Origin of the sequence: Brevibacterium sp. LE-L, assembly GCF_050214925.1 — a bacterium.
Classification (GTDB): Bacteria; Actinomycetota; Actinomycetes; order Actinomycetales; family Brevibacteriaceae; genus Brevibacterium.
This window is the reverse complement of sequence record NZ_CP189759.1, coordinates 426,943-446,792: the sequence shown is the minus strand read 5'-3', so window position 1 is coordinate 446,792 and position 19,850 is coordinate 426,943. Positions and strand designations below refer to the sequence as shown.

General features: G+C 66.4%; 19 protein-coding genes. 9 read left to right on the top strand and 10 right to left on the bottom strand.

Going from position 1 to position 19,850, the window contains the following annotated elements; translation table 11 throughout:
- Nucleotides 1-166 precede the first annotated feature (166 nt).
- On the top strand, nt 167-754 hold the full coding sequence (locus ACQE2J_RS01970) for a peptidoglycan-binding protein (protein WP_240520268.1): 588 nt from the start codon (nt 167-169) through the stop codon (nt 752-754).
- An 89-nt stretch (nt 755-843) separates the two neighbouring features.
- A complete protein-coding gene (locus tag ACQE2J_RS01965; protein WP_096161860.1) occupies nt 844-1,203 on the top strand; it encodes an ArsR/SmtB family transcription factor in 360 nt (119 codons plus the stop codon).
- Between the two features lie 7 nt (nt 1,204-1,210).
- On the opposite strand, the gene ACQE2J_RS01960 is transcribed toward ACQE2J_RS01965, so the two are convergent.
- Together ACQE2J_RS01960 and ACQE2J_RS01955 are read right to left on the bottom strand one after the other, a co-directional pair.
- Nucleotides 1,211-2,146: a DMT family transporter gene (locus tag ACQE2J_RS01960; RefSeq protein ID WP_096161861.1), complete on the bottom strand. Its 936-nt coding sequence runs from the start codon at nt 2,144-2,146 to the stop codon at nt 1,211-1,213.
- A complete protein-coding gene (locus ACQE2J_RS01955; RefSeq protein ID WP_096161896.1) occupies nt 2,143-3,381 on the bottom strand; it encodes a pyridoxal phosphate-dependent aminotransferase in 1,239 nt (412 codons plus the stop codon). Before ACQE2J_RS01955 ends, ACQE2J_RS01960 begins: the two co-directional genes overlap by 4 nt.
- Nucleotides 3,382-3,534: 153 nt before the next feature.
- On the opposite strand from ACQE2J_RS01955, the gene ACQE2J_RS01950 reads away from it, so the two are divergent.
- Entirely contained in the window at nt 3,535-3,843 is a 309-nt protein-coding gene (locus tag ACQE2J_RS01950; RefSeq protein WP_096161862.1) for a cupin, read from the top strand.
- Between the two features lie 139 nt (nt 3,844-3,982).
- Here ACQE2J_RS01950 and ACQE2J_RS01945 read toward each other — a convergent pair whose 3' ends face one another.
- Entirely contained in the window at nt 3,983-5,461 is a 1,479-nt protein-coding gene (locus ACQE2J_RS01945; RefSeq protein ID WP_135541565.1) for a glutamate--cysteine ligase, read from the bottom strand.
- A 157-nt stretch (nt 5,462-5,618) separates the two neighbouring features.
- Between ACQE2J_RS01945 and ACQE2J_RS01940 the strand changes: the two genes are divergently transcribed.
- On the top strand, nt 5,619-6,791 hold the full coding sequence (locus ACQE2J_RS01940; RefSeq protein WP_135541567.1) for a M20 family metallopeptidase: 1,173 nt from the start codon (nt 5,619-5,621) through the stop codon (nt 6,789-6,791).
- A gap of 135 nt (nt 6,792-6,926) precedes the next feature.
- On the opposite strand, the gene ACQE2J_RS01935 is transcribed toward ACQE2J_RS01940, so the two are convergent.
- Entirely contained in the window at nt 6,927-7,895 is a 969-nt protein-coding gene (locus ACQE2J_RS01935; protein WP_135541569.1) for an FkbM family methyltransferase, read from the bottom strand.
- Between the two features lie 128 nt (nt 7,896-8,023).
- On the opposite strand from ACQE2J_RS01935, the gene menC reads away from it, so the two are divergent.
- Nucleotides 8,024-9,148 (top strand): o-succinylbenzoate synthase, encoded by a 1,125-nt coding sequence (gene menC / locus ACQE2J_RS01930; protein WP_426936964.1) that lies wholly within the window; start codon nt 8,024-8,026, stop codon nt 9,146-9,148.
- Between the two features lie 17 nt (nt 9,149-9,165).
- Here the strand turns inward: menC and ACQE2J_RS01925 are convergent, their stop codons facing one another.
- From ACQE2J_RS01925 to ACQE2J_RS01910, 4 genes are all read right to left on the bottom strand, one after another.
- On the bottom strand, nt 9,166-10,074 hold the full coding sequence (locus ACQE2J_RS01925) for a cation diffusion facilitator family transporter (RefSeq protein WP_426936963.1): 909 nt from the start codon (nt 10,072-10,074) through the stop codon (nt 9,166-9,168).
- Between the two features lie 184 nt (nt 10,075-10,258).
- Complete coding sequence (locus tag ACQE2J_RS01920; protein ID WP_135541583.1) at nt 10,259-11,995, bottom strand: flotillin family protein; 1,737 nt, start codon at nt 11,993-11,995, stop codon at nt 10,259-10,261.
- A gap of 103 nt (nt 11,996-12,098) precedes the next feature.
- On the bottom strand, nt 12,099-12,560 hold the full coding sequence (locus ACQE2J_RS01915) for a DUF3817 domain-containing protein (RefSeq protein WP_135541585.1): 462 nt from the start codon (nt 12,558-12,560) through the stop codon (nt 12,099-12,101).
- Nucleotides 12,561-12,773: 213 nt separating this feature from the next.
- The gene (locus ACQE2J_RS01910) at nt 12,774-14,765 is read right to left on the bottom strand and encodes a M28 family peptidase (RefSeq protein WP_135541587.1); all 1,992 of its coding nucleotides are present in this window, start codon (nt 14,763-14,765) and stop codon (nt 12,774-12,776) included.
- A gap of 355 nt (nt 14,766-15,120) precedes the next feature.
- On the opposite strand from ACQE2J_RS01910, the gene ACQE2J_RS01905 reads away from it, so the two are divergent.
- A complete protein-coding gene (locus ACQE2J_RS01905) occupies nt 15,121-16,227 on the top strand; it encodes a VIT1/CCC1 transporter family protein (protein WP_135541589.1) in 1,107 nt (368 codons plus the stop codon).
- Nucleotides 16,224-17,111 (top strand): aminotransferase class IV, encoded by an 888-nt coding sequence (locus ACQE2J_RS01900; RefSeq protein ID WP_135541591.1) that lies wholly within the window; start codon nt 16,224-16,226, stop codon nt 17,109-17,111. The genes ACQE2J_RS01905 and ACQE2J_RS01900 overlap by 4 nt, the downstream gene beginning before the upstream one ends.
- 120 nt (nt 17,112-17,231) lie before the next feature.
- Here ACQE2J_RS01900 and ACQE2J_RS01895 read toward each other — a convergent pair whose 3' ends face one another.
- On the bottom strand, nt 17,232-17,435 hold the full coding sequence (locus ACQE2J_RS01895) for a hypothetical protein (protein ID WP_135541593.1): 204 nt from the start codon (nt 17,433-17,435) through the stop codon (nt 17,232-17,234).
- Between the two features lie 350 nt (nt 17,436-17,785).
- On the opposite strand from ACQE2J_RS01895, the gene ACQE2J_RS01890 reads away from it, so the two are divergent.
- Nucleotides 17,786-18,085, top strand: a complete 300-nt coding sequence (locus tag ACQE2J_RS01890; protein WP_135541595.1) for a DUF4235 domain-containing protein — start codon at nt 17,786-17,788, stop codon at nt 18,083-18,085.
- 4 nt (nt 18,086-18,089) lie between these two features.
- Here ACQE2J_RS01890 and ACQE2J_RS01885 read toward each other — a convergent pair whose 3' ends face one another.
- The gene (locus ACQE2J_RS01885) at nt 18,090-18,977 is read right to left on the bottom strand and encodes a type I 3-dehydroquinate dehydratase (protein WP_135541597.1); all 888 of its coding nucleotides are present in this window, start codon (nt 18,975-18,977) and stop codon (nt 18,090-18,092) included.
- Nucleotides 18,978-19,034: 57 nt separating this feature from the next.
- On the opposite strand from ACQE2J_RS01885, the gene ACQE2J_RS01880 reads away from it, so the two are divergent.
- Nucleotides 19,035-19,835, top strand: coding sequence for an alpha/beta fold hydrolase (locus ACQE2J_RS01880; RefSeq protein ID WP_167854472.1), 801 nt, complete (start codon nt 19,035-19,037; stop codon nt 19,833-19,835).
- Nucleotides 19,836-19,850: the final 15 nt, after the last annotated feature.

Sequence of the window (19,850 nt, the reverse complement as noted above, 5' to 3'; positions counted from 1 at the left end):
ACGCAACGGCGACCGCTCCGGACTCCTCCTCGTGACTTCGGTCCTCACCCGACCGCGCCTTCAGGCATCGCCGCCCACCGAATGGCCCGTCACCGTGACCTCACTGTGACAAACAGCTCGGCCTGGACTCATGCAGCCTTAAGTTTGTTGCACTATTGTTATATACATGCCTCGTCTGACATCATCTCGCAAGGGCCGCCGGTCCGTGCTTACTGGTGCCCTGATTGGGCTCGGAGCGGCAGTGATGGCCCTCGTCGTCGCCGCCGTCATCATCGTCAACTCCCCCGTTTCGTTCGGGTCCACGAAGATCAGGCAGATGCAGATGGCGTCCGTCGGCCAACTCAATGAACAGCAGATCGACAATGCCCGCCTCATCATCGGCGTCGGCCGCGGTGCCGACTTCGACGACCAGGCGATCCGCATCGCCCTGATGACCGCGCTGCAGGAGTCCTCGCTGCGTAACCTCGACGCCGGGGATCGCGATTCCGTCGGCCTGTTCCAGCAGCGACCGTCCCAGGGCTGGGGCGAACCCGAACAGCTCACCGATCCCGTCTACGCCGCGAAGGCGTTCTACGGCGTCAATCCGGAGGTCGAGAACCCCGGACTCGACCAGATCGACGGCTGGCACATGATGTCGCCGACCGAGGCGGCCCAGTCCGTGCAGCGTTCCGCCCTCCCCGACGCCTACGAACAGTGGGAGTCTCTGGCCGATGATCTCCTCGGTTCGCAGAACGACGTCGAAGCCCTCGACTGACACCGCCCCTCACACCGAGTACGACCCTGTCGGCCCTGTCGCGGTCCGCATATCGGGTGGCCGGGCCGCTTGTCCGGTAATCTGCACTCATGGCGTCCATTCCCGATTCCGTTCCCGTCAACGACGAGGTCGAGCAGCTGCTGCTCAATCCCGAGGACAACCTCGAAGCCATCACCGAAACCGCCGACCTGTTCAAGGCCCTCGCCACACCCTCACGGCTGAAGATGCTGCTCGTCCTCACCCACGGTGAGGCGACGGTGACGCACATCGTCGAATCGACCGGCCTGTCCCAGCCGCTGGTCTCCCAGCACCTGAAATTCCTCCGCGGCCTCCACCTCGTCGGCGTCAACCGCATCGGACGCGAAGCCTACTATTCGCTCAAGGACGACCACGTCGCCCACATCATCATCGACGCCATCGCCCACACGATCGAGGCGCACGAGCACTGAACTCCGCTCAGCGCCGGCGTCTCTTCGTCAGCGCTTCCGGTCCTCCACCGACGACCCAGACGATGGCGGCGACGAGCACCGCGCCCACCCATTGCCCCGGCTGCAGCCGTTCCCCGGCGATGAGCGAGCCGAGCACAACAGCCGACAGCGGCTGCAGCAGCATGAGCGCCGCGGTCGTCGGCACAGGCACCAACGGGCTCGAGATGCTCAGCAGCACCCACGACAGAGCCTGGCCGCAGACGGCGAGCGCGAGCATCCACGCCCAGCCGTCCCACCCGAGATCGAAGTCGAGGCCGCCCAGGGCGAGTCCGGCGACGGCCGTCATCACTCCCGCGGCGATGGTGCCGATCTCAACGGGAGCGACGACGAACTTCGGCGCGACCTTCCGGCTGTGGTGGATGCCGAAGATGTAGACGCCGTAGAGCACACCGGACAGCACTCCGAAGATCGCGCCCCTGGTCGGATTCGCCGCGGCTCCGTCGACACCGAAGACGCCTCCGGTGAGCAGCATGCCGATGATCATGAGCGGCACACAGCCGATGAACAGCCATCCGGGCCGGCTTCCTCCGAAGATCCACACGAGCGCGGGGAAGACGATGACCTGCACGCTGATGAGCACGGTGGACACGCCGAGTCCGGCGTCGAGCACGCTTTGGGCCCAGAGGACGTAGTCCAGTCCCAGTGCGGCACCGGAGACTCCGGCGATGAGCAGCGCCTTAGGCGGCACCTTCCCGTGCCTGCGGACCTCGAGGACGGCCAGCGGCGCGAGGACGACGACGGCGATCCAGCAGCGGAGGAAGGCCGCGGTGGGGGCGGTCGCCTCGGCGAGGATGACGAACAGACCCGCTGAGCCCAGCAGCACGGCGGCGATGATGATGCCCAGGGTCGGCAGCGCCCGTGGGGCGGGGGTCTGAGCTCCCCGGTTCACCTCGGCGGAGCTCATCCCATGAAGTCGAGGATGCGGTCGATGGCCTCGGCGGTCCTCTCGGCACCGACGGCCAAGGACAGACGCACCGAGCGGGGGCCGTTGACTGTGTCGAAATCGTCTCCCGGGGCCAGCGCGACGCCGGTGGCTTCGAGCACCTGACCACACCACTGACCGGCGGTGTCGAGACCGGCCCGGTCGAGGATCTCGTCGATGCGGGCGTACATGTAGAACGCTCCGTCGGGCGGGGCCATCTCACCGAAGCCGAGGTCGGACCGTGCGCTCAGGACGTGCTCGCGGGCACCGGCGAAAGAGGCCACGGCGGCCTCGCATTCGGCATACGATTCTTCGGTGAATCCTGCGACCGCGGCGTACTGGGCTGGCACCGGGGCACACAGCGAAAGGTTTCCGGTCACGTTCTGCGCGGGTGAGATCAGGGCTTCGGGCAGGATCGCCCAGCCCAGACGCCACCCGGTCATGCCCCAGTACTTGGAGAACGAGGAGATGACGATCGCATTGTCGTCATGGGCCAGGGCGGTCTCGCCGCGGGTGCCGATGTAGGTGATGCCGTGGTAGATCTCGTCGGAGATCACCTGCACCCCGTGCTCGCGGCACCAGTCCATGAGCTTCCCGAGCGCTTCGGCACCGATCATCGTCCCTGTCGGATTCGCCGGTGAGGCGAGCATGAGGCCCTTGAGCGGAGCCTCGGCGTGGGCGGCGGCGAGCAGCTCGACGCTGGGTTGGAATCCCTCGTCCGCACCGCAGTCGAGTTCGACGACCTCGCAGCCGAGCGCGGTGAGGATGTTCTTGTATGCCCCGTAGCCGGGCCGGGCCAGAGCCACTCGATCGCCGACGTCGAAGCAGGTGAGGAATGTCGTCTGGAAAGCGCCCGAGGACCCGGTTGTCACAGCGATGCGTTCTGGTGCGATGTCCAATCCGTACCAGTCTCGGTAGTGACCGGCGATGGCCTCCCGGAGTTCGGGGATGCCGAAGATCGGCGAGTAGCCGAGGCCGGTGCCGTCGCGGGCGACTTCGGCGGCACGCGCGAGCACGGGGCTCGGCGCGCCCTGAGTCGGTTCGCCCAGGCACATGGCGATCGTGTCACGCCCGGCACGCTGCATCTGTCCGACCGTGGCGACGATGCCCATCGCAGCGAAGGGGCGGACGAGCCCCGATCGGGCGGAGGCGGCAGGAACGGACGCGGCGGGAGCGGGGGTGGTGGGGGCCGCCTCGGCGGGGGTGCGGGCAGTCATCATCTCACTTCTTCTCACGCGGGTATCGCATACCCCTCATGCTAGCCCGGGTGGATCGGTTCGGGGCGAGTCGCCGAAGTGCGGGCTGCCGGGCGATACAGTGGCGTAATCACGTCCGTTCAGGCATCCGCTCACGCATCGAAGGAGATCGCAATGACCGCAGACAGCTCCGCAGCAGACACCGGTTCGGCAGGAGAGGTCCAGCTCGACAACGGCGTGTTCCGGGTGACGAAGTGGACGATCAGGCCCGACGGCGTCATTCCGATGCACAGACATGAGTACGAGTACGTCGTGGTGCCGATGGTCACCGACACGATGCTTGTGCGCAACTCCGACGGCACCGAGATCCGCGCCGAGCTCGAGGCCGGCATCTCCTACACCCGCCCCGCCGGCTCCGAACACGAGGTCTCGAATCCCGGAGGCAGCGCCGACGTCGTCTTCGTCGAGATCGAACGCCTCTGAGGCTGCGGTCGCGCGATTTCGAGTTCAGGCTCAGAAAATAGGTCGCAATCGGATACTTCGAAGCGCCAGAAGTATCCGATTGCGACCTACATTTGGCGCAGAGTGTCCGATTGCGACCATTTCTCGGCAGAAAGCGCCCTCAGTCGGGGATGTCCCAGGTGTGGACCGGGGCTCCCGTCGCCTGGTTGGCCAAGTAGGCGTCCATCATCGCCTTCAGTCCCTCGCTGCGCTCGGTCGACCCCGGGGCGCTGCCCGGCGCCAGTCGGTCGAGCATGCGCAGCTGCCAGGTCGCACCGTTGATGCGACTCTCGGCGCGGCCCTCGATGATCGACATGTATTCGTCGATGACGTCATTGTCGATGTTCAGTCGTGACAGACCGCGCCTGGCCTGGGGTGCGAGCACATCGGTGACGAGGTCGGCGACGCCGATGCGCCCGATCTTCGGCCAGGTCACACGTGCCTCGATGCCGTCCTTGGCGCAGGCGAAGAAGTTCTCCTCCGCCTCGGCGAACGACATCCGCGACCACACTGGGCGGTTCTCTCCGACGAGGAATTCGGCGAGTCCGTAGTAGAAAGCGGCGTCGGCCACCATGTCGACCGGGGTCGGACCGGCCGGCAGCAGACGGTTCTCGACTCGGATGTGGGCGCCGTTGTCACCGGAGTTGTAGATCGGCCGGTTCCACCGCCACACCGTACCGTTGTGCAGGTTGAGTTCGAAGAGCTTCGGGGCATCCGCGGCCCGGAACTCGACGAAGTCCTTGATCTCGGGCAGCAGCGGCGGGAAGTAGCGGACGTTCTCCTCGAAGAGGTCGAACACGCTGGTGATCCACCGTTCGCCGAACCACACGCGTGGGCGCACCCCCTGGTTGACCAGCTCGGGAGTGCGGGTGTCGATGGACTGGGAGAATACGGGGATCCGGGATTCGTGCCACAGCTTGCGACCGACGAACAGCGGGGAGTTCGCGCCCATGGCCACCTGCGCCGCGGCGATCGCCTGCGAGGCGTTCCACGCATCGGCGAACCGGTTCGGGGCCACCTGCAGGTGCAGCTGCATCGAAGTGCATGAGGATTCGGGGGCGATATCGGCGAACTCCGCCCTGTACCGTTCGTCCCGGCCGAGTTCGATGCGCACATACTCGCCGCGCGCATCGATGACCGAGTTGCTCAGCGCTTCGTAGCGGTTCTCTTCGGTCATCCACCTCTCGTCGCTGAGGAACTGCGTGGTCAGCGTCGGCAGGGTCCCGATCGACACGATGCTCAGTCCCTCCGCCTCAGCGGCCTTCTGCGCCTTCTCCAGACGGTGGGCGACACCGGCCTCGAGGGTCTTCAGCCCCCGCCCGGCCACCTGCAGCACCGGGTGGTTGAGCTCGAGGTTGAAAGCGCCGATCTCTGACTGATAGTCGTCGTCGAGGCGATCGAGCACGTCCTTGTTGCGCAGGCTCGGCTGGTTCTCACCGTCGACGAGGTTGAGCTCGAGTTCGAGCCCGATCGTGCCCGCCGATTTGAAATCCGCATGACGAAGGTAGGTATCGAAGAGCTCGAGATTCTCTGCAAGCTTCTCCCGATACAGTGTGCGTTCTTCCGGCGTATACCGCTTCGAGCTGACTGCCTCACCCATGGAACTAGCAAACCACAGTCGGCGGGGTTTGTGGGCGGTGATGTGCCTCGGCGTTCAGTCACGATGCGGTCAGGGAGCGGTCACGGCGCAGGTCGACCCCGGTCACACCATCCGGACACCGCCGAAAGCGACAACGGGCTCTCCGTAGAATCGAGCTATGACTTCGACCCCTGCATCCGGATTCCAGCCCACTGAACTCGTCGCTCAGGCGGACCACCGTCTGCCCGACATCCTCGCCGACATCGAACGTGTGATCTCGATTGAGACTCCTTCGAGCGACAAGGAGGCCGTGGCCACCGGGGCACGGGATTTCGCCGCACTGCTGCGCGACCGCCTCGGCGCCGAGGCGGAGCTGCTCGAGGTCGAGGGCACCGCCCACCTGCGGCTGCGTTTCGGCACCGGTCCGGCACGCGTCGTCCTGCTCAACCACCAGGACACAGTGTGGCCGCACGGCACGCTCGAGCGCATCCCCTTCTCCACCGCCGACGGGATTCTGCGGGGGCCCGGCAGCTTCGACATGCTCACCGGGGCGGTCATGAGCGTGCACGCGACCGCGATCCTGCGTGACCTCCTCGGCGAGGGCGCGCTGGAGGGCCTGTCGATCCTCATCACCGGCGATGAGGAGATCGGTTCGCTGACGTCGTCGGAGCTCATCCGCGCCGAGGCGGCCGAAGCACGGGCCGTGTTCGTCATGGAGGCGAGCGCGAATGGTGCGCTCAAACTCGAACGCAAGGGCACGAGCAACTACGTACTGAAGTTCTCGGGCAGGGCCTCGCATGCCGGACTCGAACCGGAGAAGGGGATCAACGCGGGGATGGCCCTGGCCCTGACCCTGCCGCTCGTGGCCGATCTCGCCGACGCTTCAGCCGGGACGACGGTGGTCCCGACCGTGATCAGTGCTGGAACGACGTCGAATACGGTGCCCGCCGAGGCGCGGGTGGACATCGATGTGCGCGCCCGAACCGCGGCAGAACTCGAACGCGTCGATGCGCAGATCCGCGAGTTGGCTGCGAACCCGCAGGTGGACGGCTCGTCGACCGAGGTGCTCGGCGGGATCAACCGGCCGCCGTTCGAACCCGAGCAGTCGGCGGCGCTGTTCGACCGCGCCACCTCTCTGGCGGCCGAGCTCGGGCTTCGCACACCGGAGGGCGTGTCCGTGGGTGGGGCCTCGGATGGGAACTTCACCGCCGGTGACGGCATTCCCACGCTCGATGGTCTCGGTGCCGTCGGCGATGGGGCGCATGCCGAGCATGAGCACGCCGTCATCGACGAGATCGCACCCCGCACCGCACTCCTCGCGGCTCTCATCGCCGATCAGCTCAAGGGCTGAGTCGACGCCGCGCGCACGACTGCGCGAGAGGCCGGCCGACTCTTGTCATGAGTGCCGGTAGGCCCGTGTCGCGGCACCGGCCGGACCTTGTCGCGGGTGCCCGCCGGCCGCGTCCGGGCGATGGGACCGGTGCGTTCAGTCGACGGGGTAACCGGCCGAGCGCATCTGCTCGGGCGACTTCGATGTGAACAGCCAGTCACGCAGCTGCGGGTCCGGCCGGATCGTCTTCCGGGCAAACAGCCGGTCCTCCCCGACGAGGTAGTAGTGGTAGCCGTGCCCGCCGAGGTGGCGCATGAGCTCCCGTGGTTTCGCTCGGTCGTCGAGGACTTCGCAGAGGATGTCCGGGCGCAAGGCGGCGAGGAATTCCTGCCCGTAGGCGAAGACATCGTTCTCACCGCCTTCGACGTCGACCTTCATGGTCACCGTCAAGTCTTCGCCCACGCCCGCCCTGTGCGTCTCCTCGAGCAGATCGGGCAGGAGTGCGTCGAGGGAGGTGAAGCGCACCTCGGCGTCGGAGTCGAAGCTCATGTCGGCGGAGTAGAACGACGGCAGGGCCGATCCCCCGTCACCGAGGGGCACCTTCATCCAGGTGTCGGGACTGCCGACCCCTGTGGGGTGGACGGTGACACGGTCGCTCAGTCCGTTGCGGGCGATGTTCTTCTCCATCCCCGCCACCACTGCGGGGATGATCTCGAAGGCATGGGCGCGGGCCCGCGGATTCGCGGCGAGGACGGCCATCGTGAACACCCCGGTGTAGGCGCCGATGTCGAGGAACGCCTCGGCGTCGGCGCTGAGAGCGACCATGAGGTCAAGAGCAAAGGCGTCTTCGGGTTCGGTGCGTCGGCCGCGCCCCCAGTAGAACTCCTTGGCGATCTCGCAGCGAAAGGGCTCGACGAGGATGAAGTCGGTTCCACCGGCACGTCCGCGCACCTCGGTGAGTTCGATCGGAGCGGGCAGACGGCCGATCTTCACACCTCTGAGCCGCGGCGCGACCGTGCGCAGCAGGGGGTGGAGCATCGGCTGGGCGAGCGCCTTCTTCACGGGCAGTTTGAGCCCGAACCACGATTGTCTGCGCGCGGTGAGCGTCCTCAGGTGGTCTTTCATGACGATGGCCCCCTTGCCGACAGGACGACTTTCGCTCACACTATCAACCGCCGCACCACCGCTCCAGAGCCTGGCATAAGGTGGAGGCGAAGACCCACCCGCAGAGTTGCGCATTAGGAGCCCGGCACATGAAACTCAAGTCAGTCACCCTTCACCAGGTCTCGATTCCGCTCGTGACACCGTTCGAGACCTCGTTCATGCGGGAGACTGAGAAGGACTGCTACCTCGTCGAAGCGGTGTTCGACACGGCCAAGGGTGAGATCACCGGCTGGGGCGAGTCCGTGGCGATGATCTCCCCGCTCTACTCCTCCGAATACGTCGCCGCCGGCATCGACGTCACTCGTCGCTGGTTGGCCCCGCTGCTCTTCGACGTCGAGGACCTCACCGCGGAGACGGTGTCATGGCATCTGCGTCATGTCATCGGTCATCCGATGGCGAAGTCGGCTCTCGAGATGGCTGTCATCGAAGCCCAGCTCAAACTCAACGACCAGTCGTTCAAGGACTACCTCGGCGGGGTCGTCGACTCGGTGCCCTCGGGTGTGTCGGTCGGCATTCAGGATTCCGTCGAGGAGACCGTCGACGTCATCGGCGGCTACCTCGAAGAGGGCTACGCCCGGATCAAGCTGAAGATCAAACCCGGCAAGGACATTGCCCCGGTGGCCGCTGTGCGCAGGGCCTTCGGCGATGACTTCGGATTCCAGGTCGATGCGAACGCCGCCTACACCCTCGTCGATGCCGCCCACCTGCGCCGCCTCGACGAATTCGGGCTCCTGCTCATCGAACAGCCCCTCGGCGAGGCCGACATCCGGCAGCATGCTGAACTGGCGAAGCTCATGGACACCCCGATGTGCCTCGACGAGTCCATCGTCTCCGCCGAGGCGGCCGCCGACGCGATCATGCTCGGAGCCACCTCGGTGATCAACATCAAACCCGGACGGGTCGGCGGGTTCATCGAAGCGAAGAAGATCCATGATCTCGCCGCCGCTCACGGTGTCGCCGTGTGGCACGGCGGAATGGTCGAAACCGGTCTGGGGCGCGCGGCGAACGCGGCCCTGGCCTCACTGCCGGGCTTCACTCTGCCCGGCGACATCTCCGGTTCGAACCGCTTCTTCCGCGAGGACATCACCGAGGAGATCGTCATGTACGACGGCAAGGTCGACGTTCCCACCGGCGTCGGCTTCGGTGTCTCGATCGACCCGGCCAAGCTCGAACGCTTCCGCACCGATTCAGTGGAGATCCTGCCCGGGCAGTGATTTCCGCCCGCCGAGGATCACTCGTGGGTGTGGATCTCCTCGGCGGCATCCTTCGCGCGGTCGAACTGGAAGGTCGAGTGTTCGATCGCGATCTTGTGGTGCTCGGCCAGGCACTCCTGGAGAGCCTTGAGGATGCGCGGAGCATGTCCGTCGTAGAAGCATTCGTCGGCAAGCACCACATGAGCGGTGAGCACCGGCAGATTCGAATCGATGCGGGTGACGTGGAGATCGTGGACCTCCTGCACGTGCTCGACCGATTCGAGATGCTCCCGAACCTTGTCCAGGTCGAGTTCCTTCGGAGCGACCTCGAGGAGGATCGACCCGGTCTCTCGGAGGATCGAAAAGGCGCGGGGAACGATGAGGGCCGCGATGACCAGCGCCGCCACCGCGTCGGCGCGCTCCCAGCCGAAGAGCCAGATCGACAGCGCCGCGAGAATGACGGCCACGGACCCGAGCGCATCGGCGATGACTTCCAGGAATGCCGCTTTGAGGTTGAGCGAATTCTCCTTCGAGGAGCTGAGGATGGCGATCGAAACGAGATTGCCGACCAGACCGATGGCCCCGAAGAGCAGCAGGCCCGGCCCGGGCACCTCAGGCGGGGCGAAGAACCGGCGGACGCCCTCGATGAGGCTGTAGACGCCGAGGCCCAACAGCAGAGTCGCCTGCGCACCCGCGGCAAGCACTTCGGCACGCTTGAATCCCCAGGTCTTCTGCCCACCGGCCGGTTTGTTGACCAGCGTCGCCGCGAAGAGTGCGATGCCGATGCCGATGAGGTCGACGGCATTGTGGCCGGTGTCGACGAGCAGCGCGAGACTGCCGGTGATGACGGAGCCGATGAGCTGGAAGACGAAGATCGCAGCGACGATGCCGAAAACGATTCCCAGCTGACGCCGCGATCCCGAACCATGCGAATGATCATGAGCCATATGAACCTCCCGACTCAACACATTAACATATGCACATGCGTTTATATACAGTGCCTGCGGTGACGTTGCTCACCCGCACAGAAGGGGCCGGGAACGGCAGCGGGCACCGACCAGATCGTCTGATCGGTGCCCGTGCCGCGTACACCGGGGCCCGCTGAATCAACAACAGGGTCCGCTGAGCCAGTCAGTCCTCGGAACGCGTATCGCCCTCGTCCGAGTCCGGATCCGAGTCCGAGCCCGAATCCGTGTCTGAATCCGAATCCTCTCCGGAGCCGCCGGCCGCTCCACGCTCGTCGAGGCGGCGCTTCGCCTCGTCGATATAGGACTGCACATCGAAGCCGGTCGCCTTCTTCACCTCATCGCCGATCCGGTCGAGGTCGACGCCGCTGTCATCGAGGAACGACTTCGGGTCGAAGCTCGTGCGGTTCGCCCGCGGCCCAGCAGACGCCGGACCGTCCGCGACGACCCCATCGACAACCTCATCTGTTCCCTCGCCCGAGGACGCAGACGAATCGGCCGGTCCTCCGCCCTCGGGCGACGAGGAATCGTCCGATCCTGCCGAACCCGCCCCGCCGGAGCCCTTCGCCTTGGCCACGAGATCGGTGAGGTCGACACCGGTCGTGCCCCGCACCACTTCGAGCACCTGCGCGAGGTTGTTCGACACGGAGTTCGCCAGCTTCGACTCTCCGTCGGTGGACACGATCGAAAGATCCTTGATGTTCGCGTACGGCGCCACGAGCTCGCCGGCCACGGTCGGCAGCACTTCGAGCACCTTCGACAGCACGGCCGCATCGTTGAACTGCTTGTACGCCTCGGCCTGCGCCTGCAGCGCCTCGGCTTCGGCTTCACCGCGCGCCCGGATCGCATCGGCTTCGGCTTCGCCCTCGAGCCGGATCGCCTCGGCGTCCTTCGACCGACGGTGCAGCTCGGCCGCGGCTTCAGCCCGACCCTGCGCCTCGATCTCGTAGGCCCTGGCATCGGCGGTCGCCTGCTGCCGATAGCGCTCGGCATCGGCTGGACGACGCACTTCGGCGTCGAGCTGTTCGGCGCGCAGCTCTGCGGCCTCCTTGGCCACCACGCGATCGCGTTCGAGCAGCTTCTGCTTCTCCGCCGCAGCGGCCAAGGGGCCGGCGTTGTCGGCAGTGGCCTGACGCTGATCGGCTTCTTCCTTCAGAGCGGCACGACGCAGCGCGAGCTGCTGCTGCTGTTCGGCGATCGCCTGGTCGGTCAGCGCCTGCTGCTTCTGCGTCTCTTCGTTCTGCTGCGCTTCCTCAACAGCGGAGGCGCGGCCGGCGTTCGCCTCGGCGATGGCGGCGTTCTTCGCCACCTCGGCGGCCTGCGGACGGCCCCAGTCGCGCAGGTAGCTGCCTTCATCCTCGACCGCCGAGATCTGGAAGGTGTCGATGATGAGGCCCTGGTTGTTCATCGAGTGCGCAGATTCCTCCTGCACCTGAGCGGCGAAGGAGGCCCGGTCCTGGATGATCTGCTCGACCGTGAGCGTGCCGACCACGGCGCGCAGCGTGCCGGAGAGGATCTCTTTCGAATAGTGGTCGATCTGATCCTGCTGGTCGAGGAAGCGCTGCGCGGCCCTGCGCACATCGTCCTCGGTGCCGCCGACCTTGACTTGCGCCACGCCGCGCAGCCGCAGCGCGATGCCGTTGATGGAGATGCCGTCGATCTCGACGGAGATCTGCCGCGAGGACAGCGAGAGGATGAACGCCTTCTGCACGATCGGATAGACGACAGAGCGACCGCCGATGACGATGCGACCGGTGCCCGAAGCGCCCGATGCGTTCCGCCCGGTGATGATGAGCGCCTCGGACGGGGAGGCGATCTTGTAGGAGCGGAGGATCACGAACAGTGCGATCAGAATGACGAGGACGAGGACGCCGATTCCTCCGGCGCCGAGTAGCAGGTCCATCAGTGGGCCTTTCATCGCAGTGGGGTGTGCCGTCGGCCGATCACCGGCCGACCCCACTCATCCTAAGCGAGCCCACCGACACAGAACAGGGCGGACCTGCCGATCATCTGCCCCATTCCCAGGGCGGGCCCGCCACGAGCAGACCCGAGAAGACGACGATGACGAAGACCACGCCGATGCCGATGGCCCACCACGGGTACCGAATGCACCACGAGGTGAGCTTCTCGAACCAGCCGACCGGCGCGCGACCGCGGCGGCCGAGCCCCCACTCGCCCTCGAGGGATCCGGTCTTCTCGACGGATCGCTCGAACGGGATGGTGGCGTAGGGGATGATCGCCGAGCCGAGCCCCGTGGCGATGCGCCGCTTGCTCCACTGCTGCGAGGTTCCGACGCCGATGACGGCGATGACGAAGCAGATGAAGATGAAGCCGTGGATGCCCCCGCCGATCCGCACCCCCACCTCGGTGGTGTGCGTGACGTACTTGAGGATCATGCCGATGATGAGCAGAGACCAGGTGACGGTCTCGGCCACTGCGAAGAATGTGAAGAAACGTTTTGGAGTCACAGAAGTCCATTGTCCCTGGTCGGGTTGGACGTGAGCTGAAGACCGCCGACCGAGCGGATTCGTCTCAGCGGAGCGAACGACCCCGCGGCGGCGAAACGAGCATCCGTACGGCGGCGACCCCACGCCAGCGAGTCGAATGCCCGCAGCTCCGCCGGGTGAATGACCACACGGGTCGGCGACCTCATCGGTCACCGACCCGTGGGTGTGTGATTCTCAGTCGCGGCGACGACGCGAGCCCAGAGTCATCAGGACACCGAGCACGATGAGCGCTCCGGCCGAGATGATCAGCGGCATGGCCTCGTTGCCGGTGCGGGGCAGGTCTCCCCCGCCACCGCCACCGGAGCCGTCTTCGGCGGCGACGACTTCGAAGGATCCGGTCAGCGGCTCGCCCCCGTCGCAGTCGACGGTGACGGCATAGGTGCCGATGTAGCTGTCGACCATCGAGTCATCGAGTCCGCGCACTCCGAAGCGTGCCGTGCTGTCCGCGTCGACCGTCGCGGTCTGCTCGAACTTCTCGATCTTCCCGTTCTGCGGGTCGACGTTCATCGTCGCCGTGGTGTCGGCGGTGCAGCCGGTGGCCGTGACCTGGACTCCCTTGTCACCGACGAAGGCCTCGGCCTCGATCGTCGTCGGATCGATGCTCAGCGCCCGCTCGGCAGGCGTGTCGGTCGGGGTCTGGGTCGGAGGATCGGTCGGATCCGTCGGCGGATCCGTCGGCGGGGTCGTCGGGGCGTCGACGAGCTCGTAGGCCAGCGTGTGCACGGCGAATCCGATCGCCGGAGCGAAGATGTCGATCGACTCCTTGCTCACGTTCTCGATCGTGTCGGTGGGCTGGTGGTAGTTCGTGTCGTGCTTCGCCCCGACCGTGCCGCCGAACATCTCGGCTTCTTCGGCGGTCTTCGTGCCGTCTGCGCCGGAGAACAGGCCGCTGGCAGGAATGCCGTTGTCGATGAACGCCTGGTAGTCCGAGCGTCCGGAGAAATCGGTGCCGACGTTCGGCTGGTCGATGTCCGCGAAGTAGTCGGTGAAGATCTTCTCGAGTTCGGCCGAGCCTTCGGGGACGTTGACGTCGTCGGGAATCGGCACATCGGAGCCGTCGGAGTCGAGGGTGCCGACGATGAAGTTGTCCGAGCCGATCATGTCGAAGTTCATGTACGACTGGATCTTGCCCAGTTCCGCATCGTCGAGGCTCTCGACGTAGTGGGTCGAGCCGACGAGGCCTTCCTCCTCAGCTCCCCACCACCCGAAGCGGATGGCGTTGTCGACGTCGGACGGCTGCTGAGCGAGCGCCTCGGCGCTGGCCAGGAGGGCTGCGGAGCCGGAACCGTTGTCGTTGACTCCGGGGCCCTCTTCGACGCTGTCGAGATGAGCACCGAGCATCTGGACGTTGTCGTGATCGCCCGCCTTGGTCTCGGCGATGACGTTCCAGGTCGTCGAGGTGGTGAACTCGGTCTCCAGGGTGAAGTCCGCGGTCGGGGCCTCGTCTTCGGCGGCCTCTTGGACCTGGGTGAGGACATCGTTGCCGATGTTGAAGCTCGCCCCCACAGTGGGAGCATTGCCCTCCGTGCGCTCGCCGAGGGTGGCGTTGAGCGCATCGTCGGGGTTCTCTTCGTCGTTGTTGTAGAGCAGGACTGCGGCGGCTCCGGCATCGGTGGCGGCCTGGGTCTTCTCCCCGAAGGCGCATTCCCCGCGGACGACGAGCACGAGCGCACCTTCGGCACTGTCGTCGTAGTCGCCGGCCTCACAGCCGAGCTGTCCGCCTGCCAGGTCGCTGTAGTCGTCATCGACCGGCAGCACGATGGGCAGGTCGGTCAGCGGTTCGGTCGTGCCCTCGGTGTACTCGGCGGGTACGACCTCGAGCTCCTCCCCGTCGACGCTGACCGCGACAGTGGGGAACTTCTGCTGATCATGCTGGAAGGCCTGACGAGTGACGTCGAAGGCGCCTGTGGCCTCGAGGGTGTCCTCGACGTATTCCACGGCCTCTTCGTAGCCGGGGGTGCCCAACGCACGGAATCCTTCGTCCGTATGCGAGGTCGAGATGTCGGAGAGCTTCTGCAGATGATCCATCACGGCGTCACCGTTGACGCCCATGTCGGTGTGTTCGGTCGGGCCGGCGGGGCCTGCGGCCAGCGCCGGACTCACCCCGCCCAGAATCAGGCCGGCCGAGGCGGTGATCGCCAGCCAGCTCTTCGTGCGCAACTTCATGGAGTTCCTTTCGCTCCTTCGTCTGTGCCCGAGGAATCGCTGGGGAAGGCGCGCCGGAATCGACCGCTCCGACATGGCTGTCCATATCGGTGGCGGCCTCCACGACTGCGCTTGCGGGGAAGCTCGATTCTGACGTTCCGTCATGACTCGCCGTTGGTAACGAATCACATTCTTCTATAACGAAACGGTGACACAACTCACATTGGGCTTTAATCTAGTCGACATTCGCCGGGTTTAATGTCACGAATTGATAACAACCGGTCACTCGTTGATTTCATGCGCACTGGAGCGCGACCACGCAGCCCGCCGGCACCCGCCTGTACCGAACCCCGCGCGCCGGATTAGACTCGGGCCAGTGACGACCAACGACTCCGTCGGTGGGGCCCAGCAGCCCGCCTCACCTGACAGACGGACCATTCGCCGCTGGCAGCGCTACCTCGCCAACGAACGGCTCGAGGAACGCGTGTACCGCGACCTCGCCGAACGCCGCACGGGCGAAGACCGCGAGATCCTCCTCAGCCTCGCCACCGCCGAATCCCGCCACCAGGAGCACTGGATCACGCTGTTGGGCGAACATGCGGAGAAGCGTCGCTCCGCCGACCTCGTCACCCGCTGCCTCGCCTTCCTCGGCCGGATGTTCGGTTCGGTCTTCGTCCTCGCCTTGGCACAGCAGTCCGAGACGAGCTCTCCCTATGAGGACGACGAGGCGGCTTCGGCGGAGATGGCGGCCGACGAACGCATCCACGCCGAGGTGGTCCGGGCCCTGGCCGCCCGCTCCCGAGCCCGCCTGTCCGGCAACTTCCGTGCCGCCGTCTTCGGCGCCAACGACGGGCTGGTCTCGAACCTCGCGCTCGTCCTCGGCGTCGGCGCGGCCGGCGTGTCGAACACGGTCATCCTGCTCACCGGCGCCTCCGGTCTGCTCGCCGGAGCCCTGTCGATGGGTGCCGGTGAGTACATCTCCGTGCGCTCTCAACGCGAACTCCTCGAAGCCTCGACCCCGGATCCCGAGTCGCGGCACGCTCTGGCCGACCTCAACATCGACGCCAATGAGCTCGCCCTCGTCTTCCGTGCTCGCGGCATGGACGCCCGGGAGGCCGAAGCGCGCGCGAACCGCACGATCGCGGCAGCGAAGAACAAGCGGGCGCCGAAGCTGCCGACCGTCGACTCCGGGGTCGATCGCGACGAACTCGGCACCGGCCTCGGCGCCGCCGTCTCAAGTTTCTGCTTCTTCTCCTCCGGTGCCCTCATCCCGATCCTGCCCTATATCTTCGGCATGTCCGGGCTGCCCGCCGTATTCCTGTCCGCCGGCCTCGTCGGCATCGCCCTGCTGTTCACCGGCGGCATCGTCGGTCTGCTTTCGGGCAAGTCCCCCGGACCGCGCGCGCTGCGTCAGCTCGGAATCGGCTTCGGGGCCGCCGCCATCACCTACATCCTCGGCCTGTTCTTCGGAGGTACCGCATGAGCGATCCGCTCGTCCTCGTCGATCCCACCACCGCGAGTTTCGAATTCGCCGACCTGGCCGCCGCGCAGCTGCCGGTCACCGATCACTCCGCCCATCGCGGGGACGGAATCTTCGAAACCGTCCTCGTCAGCATGGGCGTCGACGGTGCCACCGTCGTCAATCGCGAACGGCACTTCACACGGTTCCGCAGCTCCGCCTCGGCGCTGGAGCTGCCGGATCCCGACGAGGGGCTGTGGGATCGGGTCATCGACGCGATCATCGCCGAGGTGGCCGACGCCGAGCCGGGAATCAGCGAGTTCGGGATCCGCTACGCGATGTCCCGCGGCCAGCAGGGCGCTGACGGACAGTTCCGGCCCCGCGGGTGGGCGTTCCCGGTGCCCGTGGACGACCACATCCGCTCCGCACGGGCGCAGGGCGTCACGGCAGTGAGCCTCGACCGCGGCTTCGACGCGTATATCGGCAGCAAGGCCCCGTGGCTGCTCATCGGGGCGAAGACCCTGTCCTATGCCGTCAACCAGGCAGCCGGCCGCTATGCCGCGGCGCATGGCGCCGAAGAGGCGCTCTTCGTCTCCCATGACGGCATCGTCCTCGAGGGCCCGACCGCGAATCTCATCATCCGCCGAGGCGACCGCCTCCTCACCCCGGACCCCGAAGCGGGTCTGCTCGCCGGTACGACGCAGAGGCTGATCTTCGATCGCGCCGAAGAGGTGGGGCTGCGCGCCGAGTACGCCGATCTGCGCCTCGAAGACGTCAAGACCGCCGATGCGGCGTGGTTCGTCTCGTCGATGCGCACGGCCGTGGCACTGCGCGAACTCGATGGGAATGCGATTCCCGTCGACGAGGAGCTCACCGCGAGGTTCCAAGCGATCGTCCGCGCGGGCTGAAGCCGGCAGTTCGGCGAGGCTCTTCGGCTGAGACTCTCGGCCGACGGTTCGTATGATCCGCGGGTCTCGCCGGTCGGCATTGCGGGTGGGAGGCAAGCAGGGATGCGCTGCCCCGGACCCTCAGGCCCGGGGCAGGGTGTCGGCGGGTGCCGACGAGGGGAGGGTGAAGGCGAGCACGAGCCCGAGGATGCAGACGGTGCAGCTGGCCAACCACAACGGCCAGAAAACACCGGACAGGCCGGGCAGCAGCACCAGCAGGAATCCGAGGCCACCACAGACGAACAGTGCGGTGACGATCCTCGTCTTCCACTTCCTCAGCATCATGCGCCTTTCTCGTCACGATTCGGCACGGACCTTCCCGCGTCCCACCGAATCGTCATCTCAAGCTATCCCGGCCGAGGTCATTCGCACATCCCCCAAAAGTATGAGATGGAGAGACTTTCTGCGATCAGCGCCGTTGTCGCGAGGCGGCGGAGACCCCGAGGCCCTCGAGAAGGAGGGGTTCTGCTTCCGAGAACATCGGTCTCGCGCACCCGAGTCGGTGATGTTGCGCGATCGGGGGACGTGCCGCCTGGCTTCGCCGGCACCGTCCTGCGTTAGTGTTGTCTCGGACGGACTTCGTTCACACGGCGCAGCGTCGCCGTGGGTTTGAGCTTCAAGGAAAGGACACGAGCATGGGAAAGCTCGCTTGGCAGATCATCGGCGTGGGAGCACCCATCGCAGCCGCATTCGTCGCTCGCAAGACCCTGACCGTCGCCTGGGAGAAGTCGACGAAGCGTCCGGCGCCGTCGAACCCCGTCGATGACGAGATCTCGATGTCCGAAGCTCTCGCCTGGACGATCGTCTCCGGTGTCGGTGTGGCCGTGGCACAGCTCGTGGTGCAGCGCATCGCCGCGAACACCGTGCGCAACAACTTCGGCGAGGAGGCCCTGCCGAAGAAGTTCCGCAAGCAGATCGAAGAGAGCTTCGACTGACCCTTCAGCGGTAGATCCGGTCATAGACCTCGGCGAGATCCACCGCATCGATCTGACCGGGCGCTGAAGCCGTGCCCAGCTGCGCGAACGAGGCGCAGCTGCCGAAGTCTGACCCCATGATTCGGCTGGTCCGCCCCAATGGGCCCATCGAGATCCCGAGCACGGGGTGACTCGAGGACGCAGCCGCCTCGGCGGTCGCGTCCAACAGACGCAGCACATCGGCAGGAGTCTGCGGCATCATCGCCACCTTCGCCACATCGGCTCCGGCCTCGGCCATGGTGCGAAATGTCGCGCGCAGCTCTTCAAGCGGGTCGGTGGCCGTGAAGTTGTGGTGGGACGCGACGATGGGCACGCCGTTCTCCTTCGCCGCGGCGATGAGCGCACGCGACTCCGCCCGGTCGATCTCCACATCGATCGCCACGGGCACAGTTGCGTTTCCGGCCCCATCTGCTGCTGCGGAACCGCCGGGGCCCGCCTCCGCTCCGGTCACACCGGTGATGAGACGCCGCAGCACCTCGGCGTAGGCGCCCTCGGTGATCTCGACCAGGCCTCCTTCGAACGCGGTGCGCACGGTGAGAAGTATCGGCAGCCCCGCCGCGGCCGCGTGCGGCAGCAGCCGCAGCACCTCCTCGGTGCGGGTGGCCGCCTCGGCGAAGAGGTCCTCGGGGTGTGCACCGTCACCGATCGCCGCCTCGGCAACAGCCGTCTGCGCGAGCAGGGGATCGATGCGCCATTCGATGGCATCGACGGCGCCCGTCGCCGCGGCCGCAGCGCACTGCGCGGTCAGCTCTTCGGCGTCGACGGCCTGGGTCGGCACGATCACGGCCGGCCGGACGGGATTGCGCACGGCGGGCGATCCTGCGGCAGGATTGAGGAACGGCAGTGGTTTCATGATTCAAGCGTAGGCGTTCACCTCACGCCCGCGGGCAGGAGGACACGAGTGGAGACGATGCGGGAGCACACGATCCGCACACGCGATGGATTTCCGCTCGCGATCCAGGTCAGCGGGCCCGAAGACGGCCCCGCGCTGCTCCTGCTGCAAGGCCAGTCGAACTCGCACGAATGGTGGGCTGAGCTGCGCGAGGACTTCTCCCCGCAGTTCCGCACCATCACCTTCGACTACCGGGGCACCGGCGGCAGCCGGGGTGAACTCGGCGAACTCTCCACCACAAGCTTCGCCGCCGATGCCGCCGAGGTGCTCGACCGCCTCGGTGTCGAGCGCGCCGCCGCCTACGGCACGTCGATGGGCGGGCGGATCGCACAGATGCTGGCCCTGGACTTCCCCGAACGGGTCAGCGCGCTTGTGCTCGGGTGCACGACTCCGGGCGGCCCACATTCGGTCAAGCGCCCCCGCAAGGTCGGACAGTCACTCGCCCGTCTGCGCGGCCAGGAGCACACCCGCTACCTCTTCGATCTCTTCTACACTCCGGCATGGACGGTGCCGTCGGAGTACAGCAAGCTGCTCGGCGATGACACGATGACGCCTGCCGAATCGGCGGCCCACCTGCGCATCAGCGCCGGTCACAATGCCTGGGACCGCTTGCCCGAAATCAGTGCGCCCACGCTCATCGTCCACGGCGACGACGACCGAATGAACCCGGTCGACAACGCGCACATCCTCCACGAGCGGATCGCCGGTTCGCAGATGCTCATCCTCCCCGAAGGCAGGCACGGATTCTTCGAGGAATTCGCCGAGGTGGTCACGCCTGCTGTCGTCCGCTTCCTCAGCGAATCGCTGCCTCGTTCCTGACTTCGCCGCCGGCGA

Coding starts and splice junctions, on each gene's coding strand:
- ACQE2J_RS01890 (WP_135541595.1), top strand. CDS start 17,786: ATGGGAAAGCTCGCTTGGCAGATCATCGGCGTGGGAGCACCCATCGCA.
- ACQE2J_RS01970 (WP_240520268.1), top strand. CDS start 167: ATGCCTCGTCTGACATCATCTCGCAAGGGCCGCCGGTCCGTGCTTACT.
- ACQE2J_RS01920 (WP_135541583.1), bottom strand. CDS start 11,995: ATGGACCTGCTACTCGGCGCCGGAGGAATCGGCGTCCTCGTCCTCGTC.
- ACQE2J_RS01900 (WP_135541591.1), top strand. CDS start 16,224: ATGAGCGATCCGCTCGTCCTCGTCGATCCCACCACCGCGAGTTTCGAA.
- ACQE2J_RS01935 (WP_135541569.1), bottom strand. CDS start 7,895: ATGAAAGACCACCTGAGGACGCTCACCGCGCGCAGACAATCGTGGTTC.
- ACQE2J_RS01955 (WP_096161896.1), bottom strand. CDS start 3,381: ATGACTGCCCGCACCCCCGCCGAGGCGGCCCCCACCACCCCCGCTCCC.
- ACQE2J_RS01925 (WP_426936963.1), bottom strand. CDS start 10,074: ATGGCTCATGATCATTCGCATGGTTCGGGATCGCGGCGTCAGCTGGGA.
- ACQE2J_RS01960 (WP_096161861.1), bottom strand. CDS start 2,146: ATGAGCTCCGCCGAGGTGAACCGGGGAGCTCAGACCCCCGCCCCACGG.
- ACQE2J_RS01945 (WP_135541565.1), bottom strand. CDS start 5,461: ATGGGTGAGGCAGTCAGCTCGAAGCGGTATACGCCGGAAGAACGCACA.
- ACQE2J_RS01895 (WP_135541593.1), bottom strand. CDS start 17,435: ATGATGCTGAGGAAGTGGAAGACGAGGATCGTCACCGCACTGTTCGTC.
- ACQE2J_RS01950 (WP_096161862.1), top strand. CDS start 3,535: ATGACCGCAGACAGCTCCGCAGCAGACACCGGTTCGGCAGGAGAGGTC.
- ACQE2J_RS01885 (WP_135541597.1), bottom strand. CDS start 18,977: ATGAAACCACTGCCGTTCCTCAATCCTGCCGCAGGATCGCCCGCCGTG.
- ACQE2J_RS01910 (WP_135541587.1), bottom strand. CDS start 14,765: ATGAAGTTGCGCACGAAGAGCTGGCTGGCGATCACCGCCTCGGCCGGC.
- ACQE2J_RS01880 (WP_167854472.1), top strand. CDS start 19,035: ATGCGGGAGCACACGATCCGCACACGCGATGGATTTCCGCTCGCGATC.
- ACQE2J_RS01940 (WP_135541567.1), top strand. CDS start 5,619: ATGACTTCGACCCCTGCATCCGGATTCCAGCCCACTGAACTCGTCGCT.
- ACQE2J_RS01965 (WP_096161860.1), top strand. CDS start 844: ATGGCGTCCATTCCCGATTCCGTTCCCGTCAACGACGAGGTCGAGCAG.
- menC (WP_426936964.1), top strand. CDS start 8,024: ATGAAACTCAAGTCAGTCACCCTTCACCAGGTCTCGATTCCGCTCGTG.